The sequence below is a fragment of the Nocardioides sp. WG-D5 genome, from assembly GCF_054031175.1.
Genome location: NZ_CM132928.1, coordinates 893,031 through 912,949 on the forward strand (window position 1 = coordinate 893,031; position 19,919 = coordinate 912,949).

Here is a 19,919-nt window from a genome sequence, read left to right on the forward strand (position 1 = left end):
TCACACCACCTTCCCGGCGTCGCTGCGCCGCTGGAGGCGGTCGATCCGCACCACGATCACGACCGCGACCGCGGCGACGACGGCGATGTCGAGCAGCATCGTCGGCCAGCCCAGGACGTCCACGGCCCCGCCGATCAGCGCCGGCCCGAGGAAGGCACCGGCCTGCCAGCCCACCGCATAGAGCGCCGCGTACGTCCCGAAGACCCGTGCCGAGGGTGCCAGGTTCCACAGCACGACGACGGCGTTGACCAGGAACGCCGAGGCACCGGCGGCGCCGATGCAGAAGGCCACGACCGTGCCGGTCGGGGTCTGCACGAGGGTGCCGAGGAGCATGCCGGCGGCGAAGACCGCCATGCCGGCGATCATGGTGCGCAGCCGTCCGAAGCGCTCGGCGAGCAGCGCGGTCGGGTAGGCCGCGAGCAGGAACGCGATCCCGCTCGGCAGCGTGATCCCGCCGGCCTCGCCGCGGGAGAGCCCGAGGGTCTCCATGCCGTAGGGCGTGACCAGCGCCCGCGATCCTGCCCAGGCGCTGCCGAAGATCAGGATCGCGACGATCAGCAGCAGCCGGCTGCGGTCGGGGTCGCGCACGATCTCCCGGATGGTGTCGCGGATGCGCGCCTGCCCGACCGCCGTCGACTCCTCCGCGGCATCCTCGGCGGCGTCCTCCGCCACCGCCGCGCGGTAGCCGGGGGAGGAGCTGTCGCGGATCGAGAGGCACAGCACGGTGACCGAGACGAGGGTGATCAGGGCGATGACGGCGAAGGCGAGCGCGGGGTGGTCGTCGACCAGGAGGATGCTGACCACGGCGGCGACGATCACGGTGAGGCTGGAGGCGATCTTGACCGCGGCGTTGGCGCGGCTGCGTCGTTCCGGTGCGATGAAGTCAGGCACCAGGGCCTCTCCGATGGGCTTGAACGAGTTCGAGACCAGCGCGAACGCGACGATGACCACGATCAGCAGCGGCAGCGCGTCCGCGGTGTGCGGCAGGATCACGAACAGCAGCGCCGCGAGCGGCATCCCGACGGCGAGGTAGGGCATCCGCCGGCCCCAGCGTGTGCGCGTCCGGTCGGACCGGTTGGCCATCCACGGCTGGATGAAGATGCCGAGCAGGTTGTCCATGCCCATGATGAAGCCGACCAGGGCGGCGCTGGCCAGGTGCTCGCGCAGCAGCGGCGGCACCTGGCTGTCGTAGAAGTTCCACATCGACTCCTGGGCGAAGACCGCCAGCGCGACGAGGAGGGTGATCCGGCGAGGCCCGAGCTGCCGGGGTGGTGCGGTGGGGATGGTGGTGCTCACGAGACGGACCTCCGTGATCTCTGCATGACTCTCCCATGGCTTCTGTGACATGTGGCGGCGCTCACAGTAGTTTTGCTACAGCAAAATAGTCAAGAGGTGGCACTGTTGGAAAAGTGGCCTAGTATCGTGGCCATGTCGATCTCCTCCCCCGAGACCACGCCGGAGGCCACCACCGTGGCCGAGCGCGTCTACCAGGCCCTACGCAGCCAGATCGGCTCCGGCGAGCTCGAACCCGGGGCCAAGGTGACCGAGCGCGGCATGGCCGAGAGACTGGGTGTCAGCCCGACCCCGGTCCGGGAGGCGATCCGGCGGCTCGAGCTCGACGGTCTCGTGGAGCGGGTGGGGCCGCGTACGACCCTGGTGGCCCGGATCGAGGAGGACGCCAGCCACGACCTGGCCGAGGTGGAGGTCGCGCTGCGCGGTCTGGCCGCCCGGTTCGCCGCCAGGCACGCCACCGACGACGAGCTCGACGAGCTCGACCGGCTGCTCGACGAGGCCGACGACCTGGTGATCCTCATCCGGGCGCGCCACCGCGACGGCAAGCCGGTCGAGAAGCACGCCGACCGCTTCCTCGACGTGCTCGGCCGGTTCAACGAGCAGGTCAACGCCGCGGCCCACAACCCGGTTCTCGTACGCCTCCTGGAGCAGTCCCGCTCGCTGAGCCGGTCGCGCCAGCGGGAGATCTCCCGGGCGCACCTGCTCGCCGGCGACGAGTTCGGCGCGGACCGCTACGCCGAGCACCGCGCCCTCGTGCTCGCCCTCCGTGCCCGCGACGCGGTCGAGGCCGAGCGCATCGTCACCGAGCACGCCGCCCGCGGGCTCCTCGACCTGCGGCGCGAGCAGTAGATGGCGGGAGTCTTCACCGGCTTCGCCACGATCACCGTCCTCATCGCGCTCGGCGCGCTGCTCGCCCAGCTCAAGATCCTCGACCAGCAGGGCCAGCGCACGCTCTCGACGCTCGCGTTCTACGTCGCCAGCCCGGCCCTGCTGATCACGGTGATGGACGACAGCGACCTCGGCTTCGTCTTCTCCGGCAACCTGGTCGCGGTCGCCGGCGCCGTACTGGTCTCGGCGACTCTCGTCGTCACCGTCGCGCGCCTGCGCCGCCGCGACCTCGGCACCACGGTGGTCGCGACGCTGTGCGGCTGCTACGCCAACGCCGGCAACCTCGGCCTCCCGATCGCGTCGTACGTCCTGGGCGACCCGGTCCTGGTCGCGCCGACGCTCCTGCTGCAGATGCTCGTGCTCCAGCCGCTGGCGCTGGTGATCCTCGACGCCGACGCGAGCGCCACGAGGCTCTCCTTCTGGGCGGTCCTGCGCCGCCCGCTGACCAACCCGATCACCGTCGCCTCGCTCATCGGGGTGGCGCTCTCCGTCACCGACCTCGACCTGCCGACACCGGTCTCCGACCCGCTGGACCTGGTCGCGGGCATGGCGGTCCCCTCGATGCTGATCGCCTACGGGGTCGCGCTCCGGCTCGGCCCGCTCCCTGGACGCGGTGTGCCGCCGCTCGACCTGGCCGCCGTGGTCGCGACCAAGCAGGTGGTCCAGCCGGTGGCGGCGTACGTCATCGGGCGGTTCCTGCTCGGGCTCGACGCCGAGGCGCTGCTGGCGGTGACCGTGCTCTCCGCGCTGCCGACCGCCCAGAACGTCTTCGTCGTCGCGCAGCGCTACAACCGGGCCGTGCTGCTGGCCCGCGACGTCATCTTCGTCAGCACCTTGGCCACCGTGCCGGCGATCCTGCTGGTCGTCCTGCTGCTCACCTGACCCCCGACCGCCGAGCACGACGAAAGTCCCTTGCGGCCGCATTCCTTCGGGCGTACCCTCGCGATATATCGAGACACTACGCCGACAGTCGATGCAGCTTCACAAGGGAGATGACATGAGCAACCTCGACAACCTGCGGGTGAGCGAGGCCGACCGGGAGGAGGCGTCGGCGAGGCTCGCCGAGCACTACTCGACCGGCCGGCTCTCCGACGACGACTACTACGAGCGCCTCGACGCGGTCTGGTCCGCGCGCGTCCGCGCCGACCTGGAGATGCTCTTCACCGACCTGCCGAGGAGTGCGCCGCAGCCGCCACAGGTCGCGCGCCGCCCGCACCGAGGCGGGCCGCGGCCCTTCCCGCTGATCGCCTGCTTCCTGCTCGTGGCGATCGGGTTGATGGTGATGGGCGTGCCGTGGTGGGTCTTCGCCGCGATCGCGCTCGGGGCACTCGCCTTCCGCAAGAGCCGCCACCGGCACCACCACGCGATGCATCACGGCTGTCTGCCCACCCACGGCCGAGCCGGATCACGGCCGTAGCCGGATCATTTCACCGCAGGCGCCAGGATCCAGACCGCGGAGTCGGTGGGCAGGTCGCCGACCACCGGGTCGCCGCTGTACATCACGATCTCGCCCTCGGGCAGCGGCGTCGGCTCCATCCCGCAGTTGAGGACGACGATCAGCTGGCTCCTGGTGTCCTCGGAACCACCGACACCGCCTCGCCGGAACGAGACGACACCCTCGGGCGCGTCGAGGATCTCCACGTCCTCGTCGGCTCCGAGCGCGTAGGTACGCCGCGCCGACAGCGCCGCCCGGTAGAACTCCAGCGTCGAGTCCCGGACACCGTTCTGCGCGGCCACGGTGAGGTCGACCCACTCGGCGGGCTGCGGAAGCCACGGCTGCGTCGGCAGGTCCTCCTCGGCCACACGGCTGAACCCGAAGGGCGGCTCGAAGCCGCTCCACGGCAGCGGCACCCGACAGCCGTCACGACCACCCTCGCCGGTCTCCGACCACGGGTCCTCCTGATACTCGGGCGGTAGGTAGACCTGGGGCAGGCCCAGTTCCTCCCCCTGGTACAGGTACGCCGACCCCGGCAGCGCCAGCATCGTGAGCGTCGCCGCGCGCGCCCGGTGCAGCGCCTGCAGACCGTCGCCGTAGCGCGAGCGGTGGCGGACGACATCGTGGTTGGAGAGGACCCAGGTCGGCGCCGCCCGCGAGGGGCCGAGCGCCTTCAGCGTCGACTCGATGACCTCGCTGAACGCCTCGGCGGACCAGGGCGCCTGCAGCCAGGAGAAGTTGAACGCCTGGTTGAACTCATCGGCACGTACGTAGCGCCGCAGCTCGGCCGGCCCAGGGGTCCAGGCCTCGGCGACCATCATCCGGTCACCGTCGAAGGAGTCGATCAGCTTGCGCCAGGCGCGGTAGATCTCGTGGACACCCGGGTTGTCCCACATCGGCGCGTCGGTGATGCCCCGCTGGTACATGACCGCGGCGTCCGAGGTGAGCGCGAGGCCGTCGGGAACGACCTGGTCGCGCAGCTCCTTGAAGAGCCCGTGGGCGATGTCGACCCGGAACCCGTCGACGCCGCGGTCGAGCCAGAAGGTGAGGATCCTGGTGAACTCCTCGACCACCTCGGGGTTGTGCCAGTTGAGGTCGGGCTGGTCGTCGTCGAAGAGGTGGAGATACCACTGCCCGTCCTCGACCCGGGTCCACGCCGGACCGCCGAAGACCGAGCGCCAGTTGGTCGGTGGCTCCTCCCCCGCCTCGCCGCGGCCGTCGCGGAAGATGTAGCGGTCACGGGCGCTCGACCCGGTGGCCTCGGCAGTGCCCGTCCCTTCGGACCTCGCCTCGGCGAGCGCCTCGATGAACCAGGGATGGGCCGAGGAGGTGTGGTTGGGCACCAGGTCGACGATCACCTTCAGGGCGAGCTCGTGCGCCCGTGCGATCAGATGGTCGGCATCCTCGAGCGTGCCGAAGATCGGGTCCACGTCGCAGTAGTCGGCGACGTCGTAGCCGTGGTCGTTCTGCGGCGAGGTGTAGAACGGGCAGATCCAGATCGCGTCGACACCCAGCGCGGCGAGATAGTCGAGATGATCGGTGATGCCCTGCAGATCTCCGAGGCCGTCGCCGTTCGAGTCCGCGAAAGATCGCGGGTAGATCTGATACGCCACTGCTTCGCGCCACCATGGCTGGTCCACGCATGCCCCTATCTCGTCGGTAGATCGCCGGTACCCCGATCTTGTCGATGCGATGCTCGGGGTTGTCAAACCTGGCCACGTATACGACACCGGATTCGCGGTGGATCCCGCGCCGGAAACGCCGAAAACTCGGGGATATCCGAAGTCGGCTTGTGGCATGTAGGCTTACCGGCGTTGAAGGAGGCGTCCCCACGCGCTTCGCGGTTGCTCTCGGTGACCGTTCGTGCAGCACTTGGTCTTCCGCAGAAGCAGAAATCAGTACTCGTGGATTCAACGCCCAAAGGGCGGCACGGAGTCGCCCTGTGTACACAAGGATTAGATTCATGACTCAGGGAACCGTGAAGTGGTTCAACGGCGACAAGGGCTTCGGCTTCATCGCCCAGGACAACGGGGGCGACGACGTCTTCGTGCACTTCTCCGCGATCCAGACCCAGGGCTACAAGACCCTGGACGAGAACCAGCGCGTCGAGTTCGACGTCACCCAGGGCCCGAAGGGCCCGCAGGCCGAGAACGTCCGCCCGGTCTGACTTCGGCTTTCTGCAAGGCAGCCCCGCTCCTGCTTCGGCAGGGCGGGGCTGTCCCCCTTTTCGGACCAGCCGGTCAGGAGGTCTCGGGAAGCTTGGTGACGTCGACCCAGCCCCGGGCCTCGCTGATCGTCTCGAGGTCACCGAGCGTGAGCGCGATGGTCGTGTTGGCGCTGCCCGCTGCCGGGTAGACCATGTCGAAGCGCTTGAGCGAGGCGTCGAGCCAGACCTCGGCCGAGGCGGGGTTGCCGAACGGGCAGACACCGCCGATCGCATGCCCCGTCATCGGCTCCACGTCCTCCGCCGCGAGCATCCGCGCCTTGGTGCCGAAATGGGCCTTGAACTTCGCGTTGGCGATCTTGGCGTCGCCGGCCGCGACGACGAGGATCGCGGCGGTGCGGTCCTCGGTGTAGAGGCTGATCGTCTTCGCGATCTCCGCCGGGGACACCCCGAGGGCCACCGCGGCGAGCTCGACGGTCGCCTTCGACTCCTGCGACTCGATGATGTCCCCACCACGTCCGAAGCGGTCCAGGTGGGCGCGGGCGAGCTCGATCGACATGCCCGCAGCCTAGTGCCGCGTCCCGCCACCGAAGGAGTCGGCGACGGCTCGACCGGCGAAGATGCGGTACTCCATCGGCGGCGGCGACCCGAACGGGGACTCCGGCGCGGCGCCGCACACGATCACCAGGTTGCCGGGCCGGCGACCTTTCAAGGTCGCCGGCTCGACGCCGACGACCACGTCCCCGAGGTCCCTGGCCACCGCCACGAAGTCCCGCACCCGGGCGAACGGCGGGCGATCGACGAGGTTGGCGACGAAGACTCCGGACGGCGCGAGCACGCGGCGTACGTCCTCGACGAAGGCGGCGGAGGTGAGCTCGGGCGGGGTGTGGCCGCCGTCGAAAGCGTCGAGGATCACCAGGTCGGCGAAGCCGTCCCGTACGCCGCCGATGCCCGCCCTCCCGTCGACGGGACGCACCTTGATCCCGCTGCGCGGTGGGAGCGGCGCCTCGCTGCGTACGCGCTCGATGACCTCGACCGACGGCTCGAGAACGATCTGCGCGGAGCGCGGCCGGGTGGCGTGGACGTAGCGCGGAAGCGTCATCGCGGCACCGCCGACGTGAAGGACCCGCACTGGCCCTGGGGGCATTCGGTCGATAACATCGCCGACACGCCTCATGTAGTCGAAGACGAGGCGGGTCGGGTCTCCCAGGTCGACGGCCGACTGCTGCATGTCGTCGAGCTCGAGCACATATACATCACCGGGCATAGCGGAGACACCCTACCCCTGCATGGAAATGGAGGACTTGTTCCTCTATTGTGACCTGCGCTACAGCGGAACCATGACCCGTTACGGAGCATCCCGGATACCCCTAGGGGCATCCATGTGGTTCCATATCTACCCCGCCGATCCCCCACACCCCGTCCGGCGAGGAACGAGAGGAAGTCGAAACGCGTGACAACCATTGAAGAAGTCACCATCGGGGCGTTCAGCCAGCCCTTGGTCGGGATGTCCTTCATCATCTCCGTCCTCGGATCATGGGTCGGACTGACCTGTGCGAGCCGTGCCCTCCGGCCGGGCGCAGGCTCCACCTCCTGGCTCTGGCTCTTCGGCGCAGCGACCTCGATCGGCGGCGGCGCGATCTGGTCCATGCACTTCATCGGAATGCTCGCCTTCGACAGCCACGTGGCGTACGCCCTCGACATCGGCACCACCCTCATCTCGCTCGCCGTCGCCATCGTCGCTGCGATGGTCGGGATGCTCATCGCCACCGCGATGCGTGGCAAGACGGGATACGTCGTCGGTGGGCTGGTCACCGGCGCCGGCGTCGGCGCGATGCACTACACCGGCATGTACGCCATGGACATGAGCGCCAAGATGGTCTGGAAGCCGGCGATCGTCGTCATCTCCATCATCATCGCGCTGGCCGCCTCGGCGCTGGCGCTCTTCTTCGCCTTCAACGTGACCTCACGCCTGATGCGGGTGGCCGCGGCCTTCATCATGGGCATCGGCGTGTGCGTGATGCACTACACCGGCATGCTCGCCCTCGAGATCCACAGCTCGCCCGACGACAAGCTCGGCCACGTCAGCGGCGCCGACCCGGTCTACCTGGCGATGCCGATCTTCGCGATCTCGGCGGGCATGCTGATCGTGATCGGCTTCGGCACCATGTTCGCCGGCATCAACGACGATCTCGACGACCCCTGGACCCCCGACCAGCGGAGGATGTCCGACTCCGGTGCCCACGCGATGCCGCAGCTCCCGGGCATGGGGCGGTCGCCCTTCGCCGGCCAGCCCGGTCAGCCCGGCCAGCTCGGTCAACTCGGCCAGCTCGGTCAACTCGGCCAGCTCGGTCACTCCGGTCAGCACGGTCAGCTCAGCCAGTCCGGTCAGCACGGGCAGTTCGGCCAGCAGCCCGACCCGCACCAGCCGCTGCAGCCGCTCCCCACCCGGCAGCCGGCCGCCTCCGGCAGCCCGCAGGCGAACCAGCCCGCCGGCGAGGGCATCGGCGGCATGTTCGCCCAGCGCCCGACCCAGCTGCGCCCCCAGAACGGACGCTGGACGCCCCGGCCCTACGCTCAGCAGCCCTCCAACGGCAGCCCCGCCAACGGCGCGTCCGAGCGGCAGCCCGACTTCTTCAGGCCCCAGTCCAGGCAGCCCGCCGAGGAGGCGGCCAACGAGCCTCCGGCCCAGCAGCCCCGCCCCCAGCGCCCGCCGGGCTGGCTGCCGCCGCGCAACAACAACCTGTAGCGAGCTCGCGGGGGTAGGGGCGATCCGCCCCTACCCCCGCGGTCCGTTCACTCCCAGAAGACGCGCTCGACCACGCCGTGGGCGAGCCGGGTCATCCGCAGGTAGTCGTTGACCAGCTCGTCGGTGGCACCGGCCGGATAGCCGAGGATGGCGGCGACGGCGTGCTGCTCGACCGGTCCTGCTGGCAGCGAGTCCGCCGGGCGGCCGCGGGCGAGCGTGACCGCGTTGCGCACCCGGCTCACCATCCGCCACGCCTCGATCAGGGTCTGGGCGTCGTCGGCATCGATCAGCGAGGCATCGCGGGCAGCCTGCAGCGCCTCGACGGTGCGGGGAGTGCGCAGCCCGGGGACGGCGTACGCATGCCGCATCTGCAGCAGCTGAGCCGTCCACTCGATGTCGGCGAGCCCGCCGCGGCCGAGCTTCAGGTGGGTGTTGGGGTCGGCGCCGCGCGGCAGCCGCTCGTGGTCGACGCGGCCCTTGATCCGGCGCACCTCGATGATCTCGTCCTCGGTCAGCCCGCCCTCGGGATAGCGCAGCGGGTCGATCATCTCGGTGAACGCCTCGCGCACCTGCGGGTCGCCGACGACCGCGTCGGCGCGCAGCAGCGCCTGCGACTCCCAGATGCCCGACCACTTCGCGTAGTAGGAGGCGTACGCAGGCAGTGTCCGCACCAGCGCGCCCTGCCGCCCCTCGGGGCGCAGGTCGGCGTCGAGCTCCAGTGGCGGGTCGGCACCGGGAAGGGCGAGCAGTCGGCGCAGGTCGGCGATGACCTTGAGCGCAAACTGGGTCGCCTCGCCCTGGTCGGCCCCCTCGACGGGCTGGTGGACGAAGAGCACGTCGGCGTCGGAGGCGTAGGAGAGCTCGAAGCCGCCGTAGCGGCCCATCGCGATGATGGCGATCCTGGTCGGCGGCTCCTCGATCTCGCGGCGGGCGACCTCCTCCGCCACGACCGTGCGCAGCGAGGCCTCCAAGGTGGCGTCCGTGAGCCGCGACAGCGCGGCGCCGATGGTGTCGATCCCGGCCTCGCCGAGGAGCTCGGCCGCCGAGATCCGGAACAGCTCGCGCCGGCGGATCGCCCGGATGTGGCGTACGGCCTCCTCGGCGGAGGTGGTGGTGCGGCGGCGTGCGGCGCGGGCGACCATCTCGTCGGTCAGCGCCTCGGCCGAGAGCGGGGCCAGATCGTGGCCGAGCAGGCGCAGCGCCTCGGGCTCCCGTTCGAGCAGCGCGGTGGTGTAGCGCGAGGTGGACAGGATCGTGGCGAAGTGCTGGGCGACCAGGCCCTCGTCGCGCAGCGAGCGGAGATACCAGGGCGTGGCACCGAGCGCGTCGGAGATCCGGCGGAACCCGAAGAGACCGGCGTCGGGGTCGGAGCCCTCGGAGAGCCACTGGAGCATCACCGGCAGCAGCGCGCGCTGCAGCGCCGCGCGCCGGGAGACGCCCGTGGTGAGCGCCTCCAGGTGCCGCAGCGCGGCCTTCGGGTCGGCGTAGCCCAGCGCGGTCAGCCGCTCCTCGGCGGCCTTCGCCGACAGGTGCGCCTGTCCGGACGGGATCCGGGCGACCGCGTCGAGGAGCGGGCGGTAGAAGAGCTTCTCGTGGAGCCGGCGCACCTCGATCCGCTGGTGTCCCCACTCCTTCTCCAGGCGCACGACCGGGTCGCGCAGGTAGCCGAGCGAGCGCGCCAGCCAGCGCAGGGACTCCTCGTCGTCGGGCACGACGTGGGTGCGCCGGAGCCGGTAGAGCTGGAGCCGGTGCTCCATCCGCCGCAGGAACGCGTAGGCCTCGTGCATCGCCTCGCCGTCCTCGCGACCGACGTAGCCGGCCCTGGTCAGCGCCGCCAGCGCGGAGAGCGTGGTGGGCTGGCGGATGCCGGTGTCGGCACGACCGTGGACGAGCTGCAGCAGCTGCACGGCGAACTCGACGTCGCGCAGCCCACCGGCGCCGAGCTTGAGCTCGCGATCGGCCTCCCTCGACGGGATGTGGGCGATGACCCGGCGCCGCATCGCCTGGGTGTCGGACACGAACCCGTCGCGCTCGGCCGCCTTCCACACGAACGGGTTGACGGCGTCGACGTAGGCCCGGCCGAGCTCGAGGTCGCCGGCGGCCGGACGGGCCTTGAGCAGCGCCTGGAACTCCCAGGTGCTGGCCCAGCGCTCGTAGTAGCCGACATGGCCGGGGATCGTGCGCGAGAGGGCGCCCGCCTTGCCCTCGGGACGCAGCGCCGCGTCGACCGGCCAGATGGTTCCCTCGCCGGTGTGGGCGGAGCAGACCTGGATCAGGTTGCTGGCCAGCTGGGTGGCGACGCGCAGCGAGACTTCGTCGCCGACGCCGTCGGCGGCCTCGTGGACGAAGATCACGTCGACGTCGGAGACGTAGTTGAGCTCGTGCCCGCCGCACTTACCCATCGCGATGACCGCCAGCCGGACCTTGTCGGCATCGCTCCCCACCCGCGCACGGGCAACCGCCAGCGCAGCCTCGAGCGTCGCGCAGGCCAGGTCGGAGAGCTCGGCGGCGACATCGTCGACCGGGAGCTGGTGGGCCAGGTCGCGGGCGGCGAGCCGGAGCAGCCAGCGGCGGTACTCGACCCGGAGCGCGTCGAGCGCCTCCGCGTCCGCGACCGTGGCCACCGGGGACTCCTCACCCGGCTCCGCACCGACGGCCTCGAGCAGCGATGCCCGGAAGACGTACGCCGCGGGCCTGGTCGTGCCGAGCGTCGGGTCGGCCAGCTCCCGCCACTGAGCGGGATGACGGGCGAGGTGGTCGGCCAGCGCGGGCGAGGCGCCGAGCACGCAGACCAGCCGCATCGCGGTGCCCTCGTCCCCGGCGAGCTCCTCGACGAAACCGTCGCCCTGGGACTCGGCGAGGGTGACCAGACCGGCCAGCGCGGCGTCGGGGTCGGCGGCCTGCCCGAGGATCGCCAGCAGCTCCTGGGTGCCGGGGCCGAGAGCTGCCAGGTCTCCCAGGGCGGTGTCCGGATCGTTGAACCCGAGCCGGAGCAGCTCGCCCTTGCCTGGCAACGTCATGGCCCCGATTCTGTCACCCGGGTCGGCGTCAGGCGCTCCAGGGCCTAGGGGTCGGGATGACACCGCCGCGGGTGCCTCCAGGAGCGACCGCGGCAGCGCGCTCGCGGACCAGGCGGGCGAACCCGAAGGCCAGCGGCTGCCAGGTCTTGATCAGCTCGTTCTCGGCGAAGGTGGCGGTCGCGACCACATCGTCGACGCTGCGCCCGATCTGCTCGAGCTCCTTGACGGACTCGTTCGCCCAGACGGCGACCGCGGCGGCGTCGACCTCGGGGTGGAACTGCACGCCCCACACGGTCGGGGCGAACCGCGCCGCCTGCACTTGGCCGTCGATCGAGCTGGCCAGCTTGACGGAGCCCTCGGGCAGCTCACCGACGACGTCGCGGTGCCAGTGCAGGGCGCGGTCGTCGCCCGCCAGCAGGCGCATCAGGGGGTCGAAGAGCACCTCGGGCTCCCAGGTCACCTGGTGGACGCCCACGGTGAGCCCGAACGGGCTGCGCTCCACGGTGCCGCCCAGAGCCATCGCGGCGAGCTGGTGACCCAGGCAGATCCCGAGCGTCGGGATGCCGGCCTCGGCGGCCTGGGCGATGCGCTCCCGGGTGACCTGCAGCCAGGGGTGCTCGGCGTCGGAGTCGGCGTCCATCGAGCCGCCCATGACGAGCAGCCCCGAGTAGGAGGCGTCCAGCGACGAGAGCGGCGGGATCGGCTCGGCGTACGCCCGACAGACGTCGACACACATGCCCGCCTCAGCCAGCCAATGACCGAACAACGCCGGCGGAACTGTCTCCTCGTGCTGAATCACAAGCACTCGGGGAAGACTCAACGACATCACTCCCACTCTCCCGTTCGATCCAGTGTGGCAGCACCGGATCGGAAGTGTGGAATCGGGCTTGAGTTTCCCTGACAACCAGTTTGCTGGCTCAGATGACGGGCAGCATCCGGGAGCGCTCGTAAGCGGTCACCTGCTCGCGGTAGGCGGCCCACTCGGCGCGCTTGTTGCGCAGGAAGAAGTCGAAGACGTGCTCGCCGAGCGTCTCGGCGAGCAGCTCGGAGTCCTCGGCCATCCCGATCGCCTCGTCGAGGTTCTCCGGGAGCGGGTCGATGCCGAGGCTCTTGCGCTCGCGCTCGGTCAGCGCCCAGACGTCGTCCTCGGCCTCGCGCGGCAGCTCGTAGCCCTCCTCGATGCCCTTCATGCCCGCCGCCAGGATCACGGCGAAGGCCAGGTAGGGGTTGCAGGCGGCGTCGAGACTGCGCACCTCGATGCGGGTCGACTGGCCCTTGAGCGGCTTGTACATCGGCACCCGGACCAGCGCGGAGCGGTTGTTGTGGCCCCAGGCGATGTGAGCCGGTGCCTCTCCCCCGCCGATCAGGCGCTTGTAGGAGTTGACCCACTGGTTGGTGACCGCGGTGATCTCCGGAGCGTGCCGGAGCACACCGCCGATGAAGCTGCGGCCGGTCTTGGAGAGCTGGTACTCGGCACCCGGCTCGTAGAACGCGTTGGCGTCGCCCTCGAAGAGGCTGAGGTGGGTGTGCATGCCCGAGCCCGGGTGCTCAGTGAAGGGCTTGGGCATGAAGCTGGCCCAGATGCCCTGGCTCAGCGCGACCTCACGGATGACCGTGCGGAAGGTCATGATGTTGTCGGCCGTGCTCAGCGCGTCGGCGTAGCGCAGGTCGATCTCGTTCTGGCCCGGACCGCCCTCGTGGTGGCTGTACTCGACGCTGATGCCCATGGCTTCGAGCATGGTGATCGCCTCACGCCGGAAGTCGGCGCCCATCGACTGCGCGGTGTGGTCGAAGTAGCCGCTGGAGTCGACCGGGGTCGGCTCGCTGCCGTCACGCGGGTTGTCCTTGAAGAGGTAGAACTCGATCTCGGGGTGCGTGTAGAAGGTGAAGCCCTTCTCCGCGGCGTTGGACAGGGTGCGCTTCAGCACGTAGCGCGGGTCGGCGTAGGACGGCGACCCGTCGGGCATCACGATGTCGCAGAACATCCGGCCCGTCGACGGGCCGTCGGTACGCCACGGCAGGATCTGGAACGTGCTCGGATCGGGCAGGGCCAGCATGTCGGCCTCGGTCACCCGCGCGAACCCCTCGATCGCGCTGCCGTCGAACCCGATGCCCTCCGCGAAGGCGCTCTCGAGCTCGGCCGGCGCCACCGCGACCGACTTCAGATAGCCGAGCACGTCGGTGAACCACAGCCGCACGAAACGTACGTCTCGCTCTTCGAGTGCGCGGAGCACGAAGTCCTGTTGCTTGCCCATGCGTGAACACTAACGGTCCGACGTTACGGCTGGGACTCCCGCGCCAGCGTCAGCGGCCGGGACCCCTGAAGATCGAGATGACGAGCGCCACACCGAACCCCGCCAGCGCCGCGCCGATGACCGACCAGGCGGTGCTCGTGCCGCCTCCGCCGAGATAGCCCATGCCGGTCAGCGCGAGCGCTCCACCGGCCACGAGGAGCACCGCGGCCACCACGAGCGCGAGAGCCTTTCCCACTGTCATGACACGCAATCTAGTCTCGGCCTAGGTGATGACCAGGGCGAGGGTCACCAGCGAGGTCATCCAGGACACGAAGCTGCCGACCAGGAAGTATTCGGTCACGTCGTTGATGCTCGGCCCCTCGGTCTCCCCACGGAAGGACTGCAGCTCCGGCCAGCGGATCAGACCCTTGGCCGCGACCACCAGGCCGGCGGCGGCGATGCTGCCGGTGAGGCCGAGGCCGAAGATCGTCAGCCGCTCGAGCGGGCCGAGGAGCCTGCCGCCCTTGAGATTGTTGCCGTCGACCCCGTCGAGCGGGTTGGCCACCTTGGCGACGTCGAGGACGAGCTGCACCACGACGTTGCCGGTCGAGATCTGCACCAGCAGGCCACCGAAGGCGAGCAGCACGGCCTCGGGCCGCGCCGCCTCGACCCAGGCCCAGGGCGCGCCATCCGCCCACGCGGCGACCGGCCCGGCGACCTCGCCCGCCACCGGCGCCAGCAGGATGCCGAGGAAGATCGTCCCGCCCAGCAGGGCCAGCGGCACCCCGGGGTGAGGGTTCTTGTCCGAGCCCTCGGGCGGATGGGCCAGGAAGCCCCACAGCACCGTGATCCCGGCGATGACGATCACCGCCGCCAGGTCGCCCCCGAAGAGGGCCGAGAGCAGGCCGAAGGCGATCACGACCACGGCCCCGATCGCCTCGGGCACCCACCGGATCCGCCGGAGCGGGTCGACGAGCGCGTGCGCGAAGTCGACCGTGCCGACCCCGATCAGCAACAAGGCGATCCAGCTCATCTGACCTCCCCCAACAGCTCGTCGGCGCGCACGATCACGGCGATGCCGTCGCGGCGCACCCGCTGGGAGACCGCGGAGGGGGTGATGTCGAGCTCGTCGGCCATGGCCTTCTGGGACATGGCGGAGAGCATGCCAGAAAGCACCGACACCGAGGAGCGATCCAGCCGGGAGTAGAGCTCGTCGCGCGCGATCAGGGCGGCGTTGACCGCGGCCGGGTCGGGACCACCCGCCTCCTCCGCGGGCTGGTACCAGGTCCGTACGCCGCGCGTGGCCGCCTTGTTCTCCGCGGCCTCCGCCGCCTCGATCGCCGCCCGCGCCGACCACCACCCCGGCCCGTCCTCCACCCGCGGGTCGTCACGAAGCACCCGGGTGGCGCCCCAGCCGATGCCGTGGCGTACGCCGACCACGGGGTCGAGCGCGATCCGCAGCCGGAAGGTGGCCTGGATCGCGGCCCCGACGGTCTCGAAGGCGCCCTGGTACTCGTCGCCGACCGTGATCCGCAGCGGCGTGATCGGTCGCCACTCCCGGTTGATCTCCTCGATGGCGGCGGCGAACACCTCGTGGACCTTCGCGCGGTCGGACTTGGTGCGCGAGCCCACGAGGTCGCCGATCACCGTTGCCACGGACGTCATATGAAGATCATACCTTCATCGACCTGAAATGAAGATATTTGCTTCACCTGAATGAAATGAAGCTTTTTGCTTCACCAACATCCGGCGCCAGCCACCTCACTCCACAGGAACCCGCGCCTCGATCTCGGCGAGCCAGGCCGCCGGCGAGGCGTCCGAGGGCATCCGCCAGTCGCCGCGGGGCGACATCGTGCCGCCGTTGGAGACCTTCGGACCGTTGGGCAGCGCCGACCGCTTGAACTGGTTGGCGAAGAAGCGCTTCACGAAGACCTCGAGCCAGGCCCGGATCTCCTTCATCTCGTAGGCCGTCCGCTTGCCCTCGGGGAACCCCGGCGGCCACTCGCCGGCCTCGACGTCGTGCCACGCGTTCCACGCCAGGAAGGCGATCTTCGAGGGCGTGAAGCCGTTGCGGACGGTGTGGAAGAGGGTGAAGTCCTGCAGCGCGTACGGGCCGATCTTCTGCTCCGTCGACTGCAGCTCCTCCCCCGGCACGAGCTCGGGCGAGATCTCCTGGTCGAGGATCGCCTGGAGCACCTCGTCGGCGGTGCCGTCGAACTGCTCGGTGGTGATCACCCAGCGGATCAGGTGCTGGATCAGGGTCTTCGGCACGCCGGCGTTGACGTTGTAGTGCGACATCTGGTCGCCGACGCCGTACGTCGCCCAGCCGAGCGCCAGCTCGGAGAGGTCGCCGGTGCCGAGCACGATGCCGCCGCGCTGGTTGGCGATACGGAAGAGGAAGTCCGTACGCAGCCCCGCCTGCACGTTCTCGAAGGTCACGTCGTAGACCGGCTCGCCGTCGCCGGCCGGGTGGCCGATCTCCTTGAGCATCTGGGTGGCGGTGGGGCGGATGTCGAGCGTCTCGTAGGTCGTCCCGAGCGCCTCCATCAGGTGGATCGCGTTGGACTTGGTGTCGTCGGAGGTCGCGAAGCCGGGCATCGTGAACGCCAGGATGTCGCTCGCCGGGCGGCCGAGCCGTTCCATCGCCTTGGCCGCGACGATCAGCGCGTGGGTCGAGTCGAGCCCGCCGGAGACGCCGATGACGATCTTCGTGTCCGGGCCGATCGACTGCAGCCGCTTCTCGAGGCCGGAGACCTGGATGTTGTAGGCCTCGTAGCAGTCCAGCGCGAGCTTCTCCGGGTCGTCGGGGACGAACGGGAACCGGTCGACCTTGCGCCGCAGCCCGTCGCCGACCAGCGGCGGGCTGAGCTCGAACTCGATCTCGGAGTGATATCCGCCCTCTGCCCGACGGTTGTCGTCGAAAGTGCTCTGCCGGATCCGCTCCGCGCGGATCCGTTCCAGATCGACGTCGACCACGGTCCTTCTGGCGCTGTCGGGGAACCGCTCGGTCTCCCCCAGCAACTCGCCGAGCTCGTACACCATCGTCTGCCCGTCCCACGACAGGTCGGTCGTCGACTCGCCCGGCCCCGCAGCGGTGTAGACGTACGCTGCCGCGCACCGCGCGCTCGCCGACTGCACCAGCAGGCGGCGCGCTTCGGAGCGCCCCACGGTGACCGGGCTCGCGGAGAGGTTGAGCAGGACGGTCGCCCCGGCCAGTGCCGCCTTCGCGCTCGGCGGCACCGGGACCCACATGTCCTCGCAGATCTCGACGTGGAAGACGAGATCCTTGACGTCGGTGCAGCGGAAGAGCAGGCCATTGCTGAGCGGCACCTCCTCGCCACCGAGCATGATGGTGCCGTCTGCATCGTCGCCGGTGCTGTACCAGCGCTTCTCGTAGAACTCCCGGTAGTTGGGGAGGTAGGACTTGGGCACCACGCCCAGCACCTCGCCGCCGTGGATCACCACCGCGGTGTTGAGCACGCGGTCGCCGTGGCGCAGCGGGGCGCCGACGACGATCACCGTCAGCAGTTCCTCGGAGGCCACCACGATCGCGCTGATCGCGGCGTGCACGGCATCGAGGAGGGTCCGCTGCAGGACGAGGTCGTCGATCGAGTAGCCCGAGAGGCACAGCTCCGGGAAGACCGCCACCGCGACCCCCTCGTCGGAGCACTCGCGAGCCTGCGCGATCACCTCGCGCGCGTTGGCCGCCGGGTCGGCGACGGAGATCGGGATGGTGCACGCCGCGACCCGCGCGAAGCCATGGGAGTAGGCGGAGTAGAAGTCCACACCTGGGAGTCTAGGCGCGACCGGCTATCCGACCACCCGATGCCCGCCGCCGGCCGCGTACGACCTCAGGACAGCTCGCGGATGCGGATGTTCCGGTAGGACACCACGTCAGGGGCGCTGCCGTGCGCCTGGACCCCGACATGACCGGTCAGGCCCCGGCTGCTGGAGTCGGGATCGTTCGGACGGCCGGGGAACGGCAGCCCGGGCAGGTTCTCGAACTCGTTGATCACGACGCCGTTGCGGATCACGGTGTAGTGCTGGCCGACGACGCGGATCTCGAGGTCGTTCCAGGTGCCCTTCGGGGTCGGTCGTGCCTGGGCCAGGGTGAGGTCGGCGAAGCCGTAGACCGAGCCGGTCTTGCGGGGGTCGTTGCTGCCGGTCTCCGGCGAGTCGTTGACCTGGATCTCGTGACCGCAGTTGACCGCGATCCAGGAGAGGTTGCCGGTCTCGCTGCCGTTGTACGTCGTCGGGCATCCCTCGACCGGGCCCCACAGCTCGGGGAAGCGCACCTGGACGCCACTGTTCCCGCGGGCCGCGCCGGGCGCGTCGTCGCGGAACTGCAGTCGCAGCGAGAAGTCACCGAACTCCCGTGCCGGGTACCACAGGGTGCCGAAGCCGCCACCCGCGCCGGCGCGGCTGCGGATGGTGCCGTCCGGCACCAGGTCGAACCCGCCGTCGCCGGCGTACGCCCAGTCGTCGAACGAGCCGGCCGAGCCGTCGAAGAGCCAGTCGTAACCCTCGACCTTCCCCACCTGCGAGCGGGCGGCCGCGGACTGCAGCCGGCCGGCCTCGGCCCGTGTCACCTCGCCGGTGGCGACCAGCTCGGCGGTGACGCTGCGGACGTGCGCCACGAAGGCCCCGTGAGCCGGCCACGTCCGCTCGTCGTCGATGACGTCGTTGATGGTGCAGCCGGAGCTCAGGGTGCTGTTGGCCACACCGCTGTCGAGATCGAGGAAGACCACGCTCGGGCGGGCGTCGGGCGCCGGACAGGTTGCGGTCGTCGCAGGTGTCCCGGCAGACGTCGCGGCCGCTCCGACCTGACCGCCCAGGCACAGTGCGGCGACCCCGAGGACGGCCGATCCGAGCGCGAGCCGGGTCCGGGTGCGGCGTGAGTGGAGGAAGTGAGACATCGAGACTCCGAACGTCGGGACGCCGAGCGAGGTGTGATGCGCGTCACGCTGGATGCTAGTGGCGACCGCCGGCGACTTTCAACCATCCCTGAACGACTTTCGCGGACAATCTTCGAAAGTGTCGAAGCTCCGAGGTCAGCCTGCGGGACGCTCCATCACGATCTCTTCCGGGCCGCCGTCGATCGGACTGGTCACCTTGTCGGTCTCGACGAAGCCGAGGCGCTCGTAGACGGCATGGGCGCGGTCGTTGCCGGCCAGGTGGGTGAGACGCACCGGCAGGTCGCCGGCGCGGCCGATCACCTCCGTCAGCAGCGCGCCACCGGCACCCGAGCCCTGGGCGTCGGGGAGGACGTAGAGCTTCCAGAGCATCACGTGGTCCTCGAAGGGCGTGTAGGCGGCCATGCCGACGACCCGGTCGCCGTCCTCGGCGACCAGGACCCGGCCGTCCTCGATCCCGGGGATCACGGCCTCGGGAGCCCACCATCTGGCGATGCCCTTCTCGACGTACGCCTCCCCGGTGATCGGCGGGTAGGTCGCCCGCCAGGTCGTCACTCCGACGTGGATCACCGCGTCGAGGTCCGCCGTCGTCGCCTCTCGCACCCGCATGGACGCGACGATAACCAGGAGCGCCGGGGCTGTCGTTCGGTTTAGCGTCGGATCGTGCTGATCCGACGTGAGCGTCCCGAGGACGTGGCCGACATCCGGGCGGTCACCGCCGCCGCCTTCTCCGGGGTGGAGCACTCCGCCCCGCCGATCGAACCCGACGGCGCGCCCGGGGAGGCGACGCTGGTGGGCTGGCTGCGCGAGGACCCGGGCTGGGTCCCGGAGCTCTCGCTGGTCGCCGAGGTGGACGGCGAGGTCGTCGGCCACGCCGTGGCCACGCGGGGTGAGCTCGCCGGCCGGCCCGCACTCGGGCTCGGCCCGGTGAGCGTCTCCCCGGAGCGCCAGCGCGACGGGGTCGGCTCGGCGCTGATGCACGCGATCCTCGGCGGCGCCGACGCGCTGGGCGAGCCGGTCGTCGTGCTGCTCGGCTCACCGGCCTACTACGCGCGCTTCGGCTTCGTGCCCGCCTCCTCGCTCGGGATCGAGGCGCCCGATCCGGCGTGGGGCGACTACTTCCAGGCACGGCCGCTGGCTGCGTACGAACCGGGTCTTCGGGGTCCGTTCCGCTATGCCGCGCCGTTCGACCGGCTGTGATCACCACCACAGCGCCAACGGGT

At 70.3% G+C, this 19,919-nt stretch carries 19 protein-coding genes; 6 read left to right on the forward strand and 13 right to left on the reverse strand.

From position 1 onward, the window contains the following. Nucleotides 1-1,296: an MFS transporter gene (locus ACWZJV_RS04360; RefSeq protein ID WP_457180354.1), complete on the reverse strand. Its 1,296-nt coding sequence runs from the start codon at nucleotides 1,294-1,296 to the stop codon at nucleotides 1-3. Nucleotides 1,297-1,428: 132 nt separating this feature from the next. Between ACWZJV_RS04360 and ACWZJV_RS04365 the strand changes: the two genes are divergently transcribed. The 3 genes from ACWZJV_RS04365 to ACWZJV_RS04375 all read left to right on the forward strand — a co-directional run bounded on the left by ACWZJV_RS04365 (nucleotide 1,429) and on the right by ACWZJV_RS04375 (nucleotide 3,598). After that, nucleotides 1,429-2,142 (forward strand): GntR family transcriptional regulator, encoded by a 714-nt coding sequence (locus ACWZJV_RS04365; protein ID WP_008357746.1) that lies wholly within the window; start codon nucleotides 1,429-1,431, stop codon nucleotides 2,140-2,142. Continuing rightward, on the forward strand, nucleotides 2,143-3,063 hold the full coding sequence (locus ACWZJV_RS04370) for an AEC family transporter (RefSeq protein ID WP_008357748.1): 921 nt from the start codon (nucleotides 2,143-2,145) through the stop codon (nucleotides 3,061-3,063). It begins immediately after the preceding gene. Between the two features lie 115 nt (nucleotides 3,064-3,178). Next, on the forward strand, nucleotides 3,179-3,598 hold the full coding sequence (locus ACWZJV_RS04375) for a DUF1707 SHOCT-like domain-containing protein (protein WP_457180355.1): 420 nt from the start codon (nucleotides 3,179-3,181) through the stop codon (nucleotides 3,596-3,598). A gap of 5 nt (nucleotides 3,599-3,603) precedes the next feature. Here the strand turns inward: ACWZJV_RS04375 and ACWZJV_RS04380 are convergent, their stop codons facing one another. Continuing rightward, nucleotides 3,604-5,256 carry a glycoside hydrolase family 13 protein gene (locus ACWZJV_RS04380; protein WP_457180356.1) on the reverse strand — a complete coding sequence of 551 codons (1,653 nt, stop codon included), beginning with the start codon at nucleotides 5,254-5,256 and terminating at the stop codon, nucleotides 3,604-3,606. Nucleotides 5,257-5,579: 323 nt separating this feature from the next. On the opposite strand from ACWZJV_RS04380, the gene ACWZJV_RS04385 reads away from it, so the two are divergent. Then, on the forward strand, nucleotides 5,580-5,783 hold the full coding sequence (locus tag ACWZJV_RS04385; RefSeq protein ID WP_008357755.1) for a cold-shock protein: 204 nt from the start codon (nucleotides 5,580-5,582) through the stop codon (nucleotides 5,781-5,783). A 73-nt stretch (nucleotides 5,784-5,856) separates the two neighbouring features. Here ACWZJV_RS04385 and ACWZJV_RS04390 read toward each other — a convergent pair whose 3' ends face one another. Together ACWZJV_RS04390 and ACWZJV_RS04395 are read right to left on the reverse strand one after the other, a co-directional pair. Beyond that, the gene (locus tag ACWZJV_RS04390; RefSeq protein WP_457180357.1) at nucleotides 5,857-6,339 is read right to left on the reverse strand and encodes a YbaK/EbsC family protein; all 483 of its coding nucleotides are present in this window, start codon (nucleotides 6,337-6,339) and stop codon (nucleotides 5,857-5,859) included. Between the two features lie 9 nt (nucleotides 6,340-6,348). Continuing rightward, a complete protein-coding gene (locus ACWZJV_RS04395) occupies nucleotides 6,349-7,047 on the reverse strand; it encodes a spermidine synthase (protein WP_457180358.1) in 699 nt (232 codons plus the stop codon). 186 nt (nucleotides 7,048-7,233) lie between these two features. Here ACWZJV_RS04395 and ACWZJV_RS04400 point away from each other — a divergent pair, with 186 nt between their 5' ends. Continuing rightward, complete coding sequence (locus ACWZJV_RS04400) at nucleotides 7,234-8,529, forward strand: MHYT domain-containing protein (protein WP_457180359.1); 1,296 nt, start codon at nucleotides 7,234-7,236, stop codon at nucleotides 8,527-8,529. 47 nt (nucleotides 8,530-8,576) lie between these two features. Here ACWZJV_RS04400 and ACWZJV_RS04405 read toward each other — a convergent pair whose 3' ends face one another. The 9 genes from ACWZJV_RS04405 to ACWZJV_RS04445 form a co-directional block, all read right to left on the reverse strand. After that, nucleotides 8,577-11,549: a bifunctional [glutamine synthetase] adenylyltransferase/[glutamine synthetase]-adenylyl-L-tyrosine phosphorylase gene (locus ACWZJV_RS04405; protein ID WP_457180360.1), complete on the reverse strand. Its 2,973-nt coding sequence runs from the start codon at nucleotides 11,547-11,549 to the stop codon at nucleotides 8,577-8,579. A 28-nt stretch (nucleotides 11,550-11,577) separates the two neighbouring features. Next, the gene (locus ACWZJV_RS04410; protein ID WP_457180361.1) at nucleotides 11,578-12,285 is read right to left on the reverse strand and encodes a type 1 glutamine amidotransferase; all 708 of its coding nucleotides are present in this window, start codon (nucleotides 12,283-12,285) and stop codon (nucleotides 11,578-11,580) included. Nucleotides 12,286-12,466: 181 nt separating this feature from the next. Next, nucleotides 12,467-13,804 carry a type I glutamate--ammonia ligase gene (glnA, locus tag ACWZJV_RS04415; protein WP_008357768.1) on the reverse strand — a complete coding sequence of 446 codons (1,338 nt, stop codon included), beginning with the start codon at nucleotides 13,802-13,804 and terminating at the stop codon, nucleotides 12,467-12,469. Nucleotides 13,805-13,853: 49 nt separating this feature from the next. Further along, nucleotides 13,854-14,045 (reverse strand): hypothetical protein, encoded by a 192-nt coding sequence (locus ACWZJV_RS04420; RefSeq protein WP_196873535.1) that lies wholly within the window; start codon nucleotides 14,043-14,045, stop codon nucleotides 13,854-13,856. A 21-nt stretch (nucleotides 14,046-14,066) separates the two neighbouring features. After that, nucleotides 14,067-14,816, reverse strand: a complete 750-nt coding sequence (locus ACWZJV_RS04425; RefSeq protein ID WP_457180362.1) for a hypothetical protein — start codon at nucleotides 14,814-14,816, stop codon at nucleotides 14,067-14,069. Next, a complete protein-coding gene (locus ACWZJV_RS04430) occupies nucleotides 14,813-15,448 on the reverse strand; it encodes a SatD family protein (RefSeq protein WP_457180363.1) in 636 nt (211 codons plus the stop codon). Before ACWZJV_RS04430 ends, ACWZJV_RS04425 begins: the two co-directional genes overlap by 4 nt. Before the next feature lie 96 nt (nucleotides 15,449-15,544). Further along, nucleotides 15,545-17,569, reverse strand: a complete 2,025-nt coding sequence (locus ACWZJV_RS04435) for an NAD(+) synthase (RefSeq protein WP_457180364.1) — start codon at nucleotides 17,567-17,569, stop codon at nucleotides 15,545-15,547. Nucleotides 17,570-17,634: 65 nt separating this feature from the next. Further along, the gene (locus ACWZJV_RS04440; RefSeq protein ID WP_457180365.1) at nucleotides 17,635-18,699 is read right to left on the reverse strand and encodes a 3-keto-disaccharide hydrolase; all 1,065 of its coding nucleotides are present in this window, start codon (nucleotides 18,697-18,699) and stop codon (nucleotides 17,635-17,637) included. A 135-nt stretch (nucleotides 18,700-18,834) separates the two neighbouring features. Further along, nucleotides 18,835-19,305, reverse strand: a complete 471-nt coding sequence (locus ACWZJV_RS04445; RefSeq protein WP_457180366.1) for an N-acetyltransferase family protein — start codon at nucleotides 19,303-19,305, stop codon at nucleotides 18,835-18,837. A 54-nt stretch (nucleotides 19,306-19,359) separates the two neighbouring features. On the opposite strand from ACWZJV_RS04445, the gene ACWZJV_RS04450 reads away from it, so the two are divergent. After that, complete coding sequence (locus ACWZJV_RS04450; protein WP_457180367.1) at nucleotides 19,360-19,896, forward strand: GNAT family N-acetyltransferase; 537 nt, start codon at nucleotides 19,360-19,362, stop codon at nucleotides 19,894-19,896. The last annotated feature ends 23 nt before the right edge of the window (nucleotides 19,897-19,919 follow it).

Excerpts from the sequence above, each read along its gene's own strand:
- glnA (WP_008357768.1), bottom strand. The coding sequence starts at position 13,804 with ATGGGCAAGCAACAGGACTTCGTGCTCCGCGCACTCGAAGAGCGAGAC.
- ACWZJV_RS04430 (WP_457180363.1), bottom strand. The coding sequence starts at position 15,448 with ATGACGTCCGTGGCAACGGTGATCGGCGACCTCGTGGGCTCGCGCACC.
- ACWZJV_RS04390 (WP_457180357.1), bottom strand. The coding sequence starts at position 6,339 with ATGTCGATCGAGCTCGCCCGCGCCCACCTGGACCGCTTCGGACGTGGT.
- ACWZJV_RS04395 (WP_457180358.1), bottom strand. The coding sequence starts at position 7,047 with ATGCCCGGTGATGTATATGTGCTCGAGCTCGACGACATGCAGCAGTCG.
- ACWZJV_RS04370 (WP_008357748.1), top strand. The coding sequence starts at position 2,143 with ATGGCGGGAGTCTTCACCGGCTTCGCCACGATCACCGTCCTCATCGCG.
- ACWZJV_RS04375 (WP_457180355.1), top strand. The coding sequence starts at position 3,179 with ATGAGCAACCTCGACAACCTGCGGGTGAGCGAGGCCGACCGGGAGGAG.
- ACWZJV_RS04385 (WP_008357755.1), top strand. The coding sequence starts at position 5,580 with ATGACTCAGGGAACCGTGAAGTGGTTCAACGGCGACAAGGGCTTCGGC.
- ACWZJV_RS04405 (WP_457180360.1), bottom strand. The coding sequence starts at position 11,549 with ATGACGTTGCCAGGCAAGGGCGAGCTGCTCCGGCTCGGGTTCAACGAT.
- ACWZJV_RS04365 (WP_008357746.1), top strand. The coding sequence starts at position 1,429 with ATGTCGATCTCCTCCCCCGAGACCACGCCGGAGGCCACCACCGTGGCC.
- ACWZJV_RS04420 (WP_196873535.1), bottom strand. The coding sequence starts at position 14,045 with ATGACAGTGGGAAAGGCTCTCGCGCTCGTGGTGGCCGCGGTGCTCCTC.
- ACWZJV_RS04445 (WP_457180366.1), bottom strand. The coding sequence starts at position 19,305 with ATGCGGGTGCGAGAGGCGACGACGGCGGACCTCGACGCGGTGATCCAC.
- ACWZJV_RS04425 (WP_457180362.1), bottom strand. The coding sequence starts at position 14,816 with ATGAGCTGGATCGCCTTGTTGCTGATCGGGGTCGGCACGGTCGACTTC.
- ACWZJV_RS04410 (WP_457180361.1), bottom strand. The coding sequence starts at position 12,285 with ATGTGTGTCGACGTCTGTCGGGCGTACGCCGAGCCGATCCCGCCGCTC.
- ACWZJV_RS04440 (WP_457180365.1), bottom strand. The coding sequence starts at position 18,699 with ATGTCTCACTTCCTCCACTCACGCCGCACCCGGACCCGGCTCGCGCTC.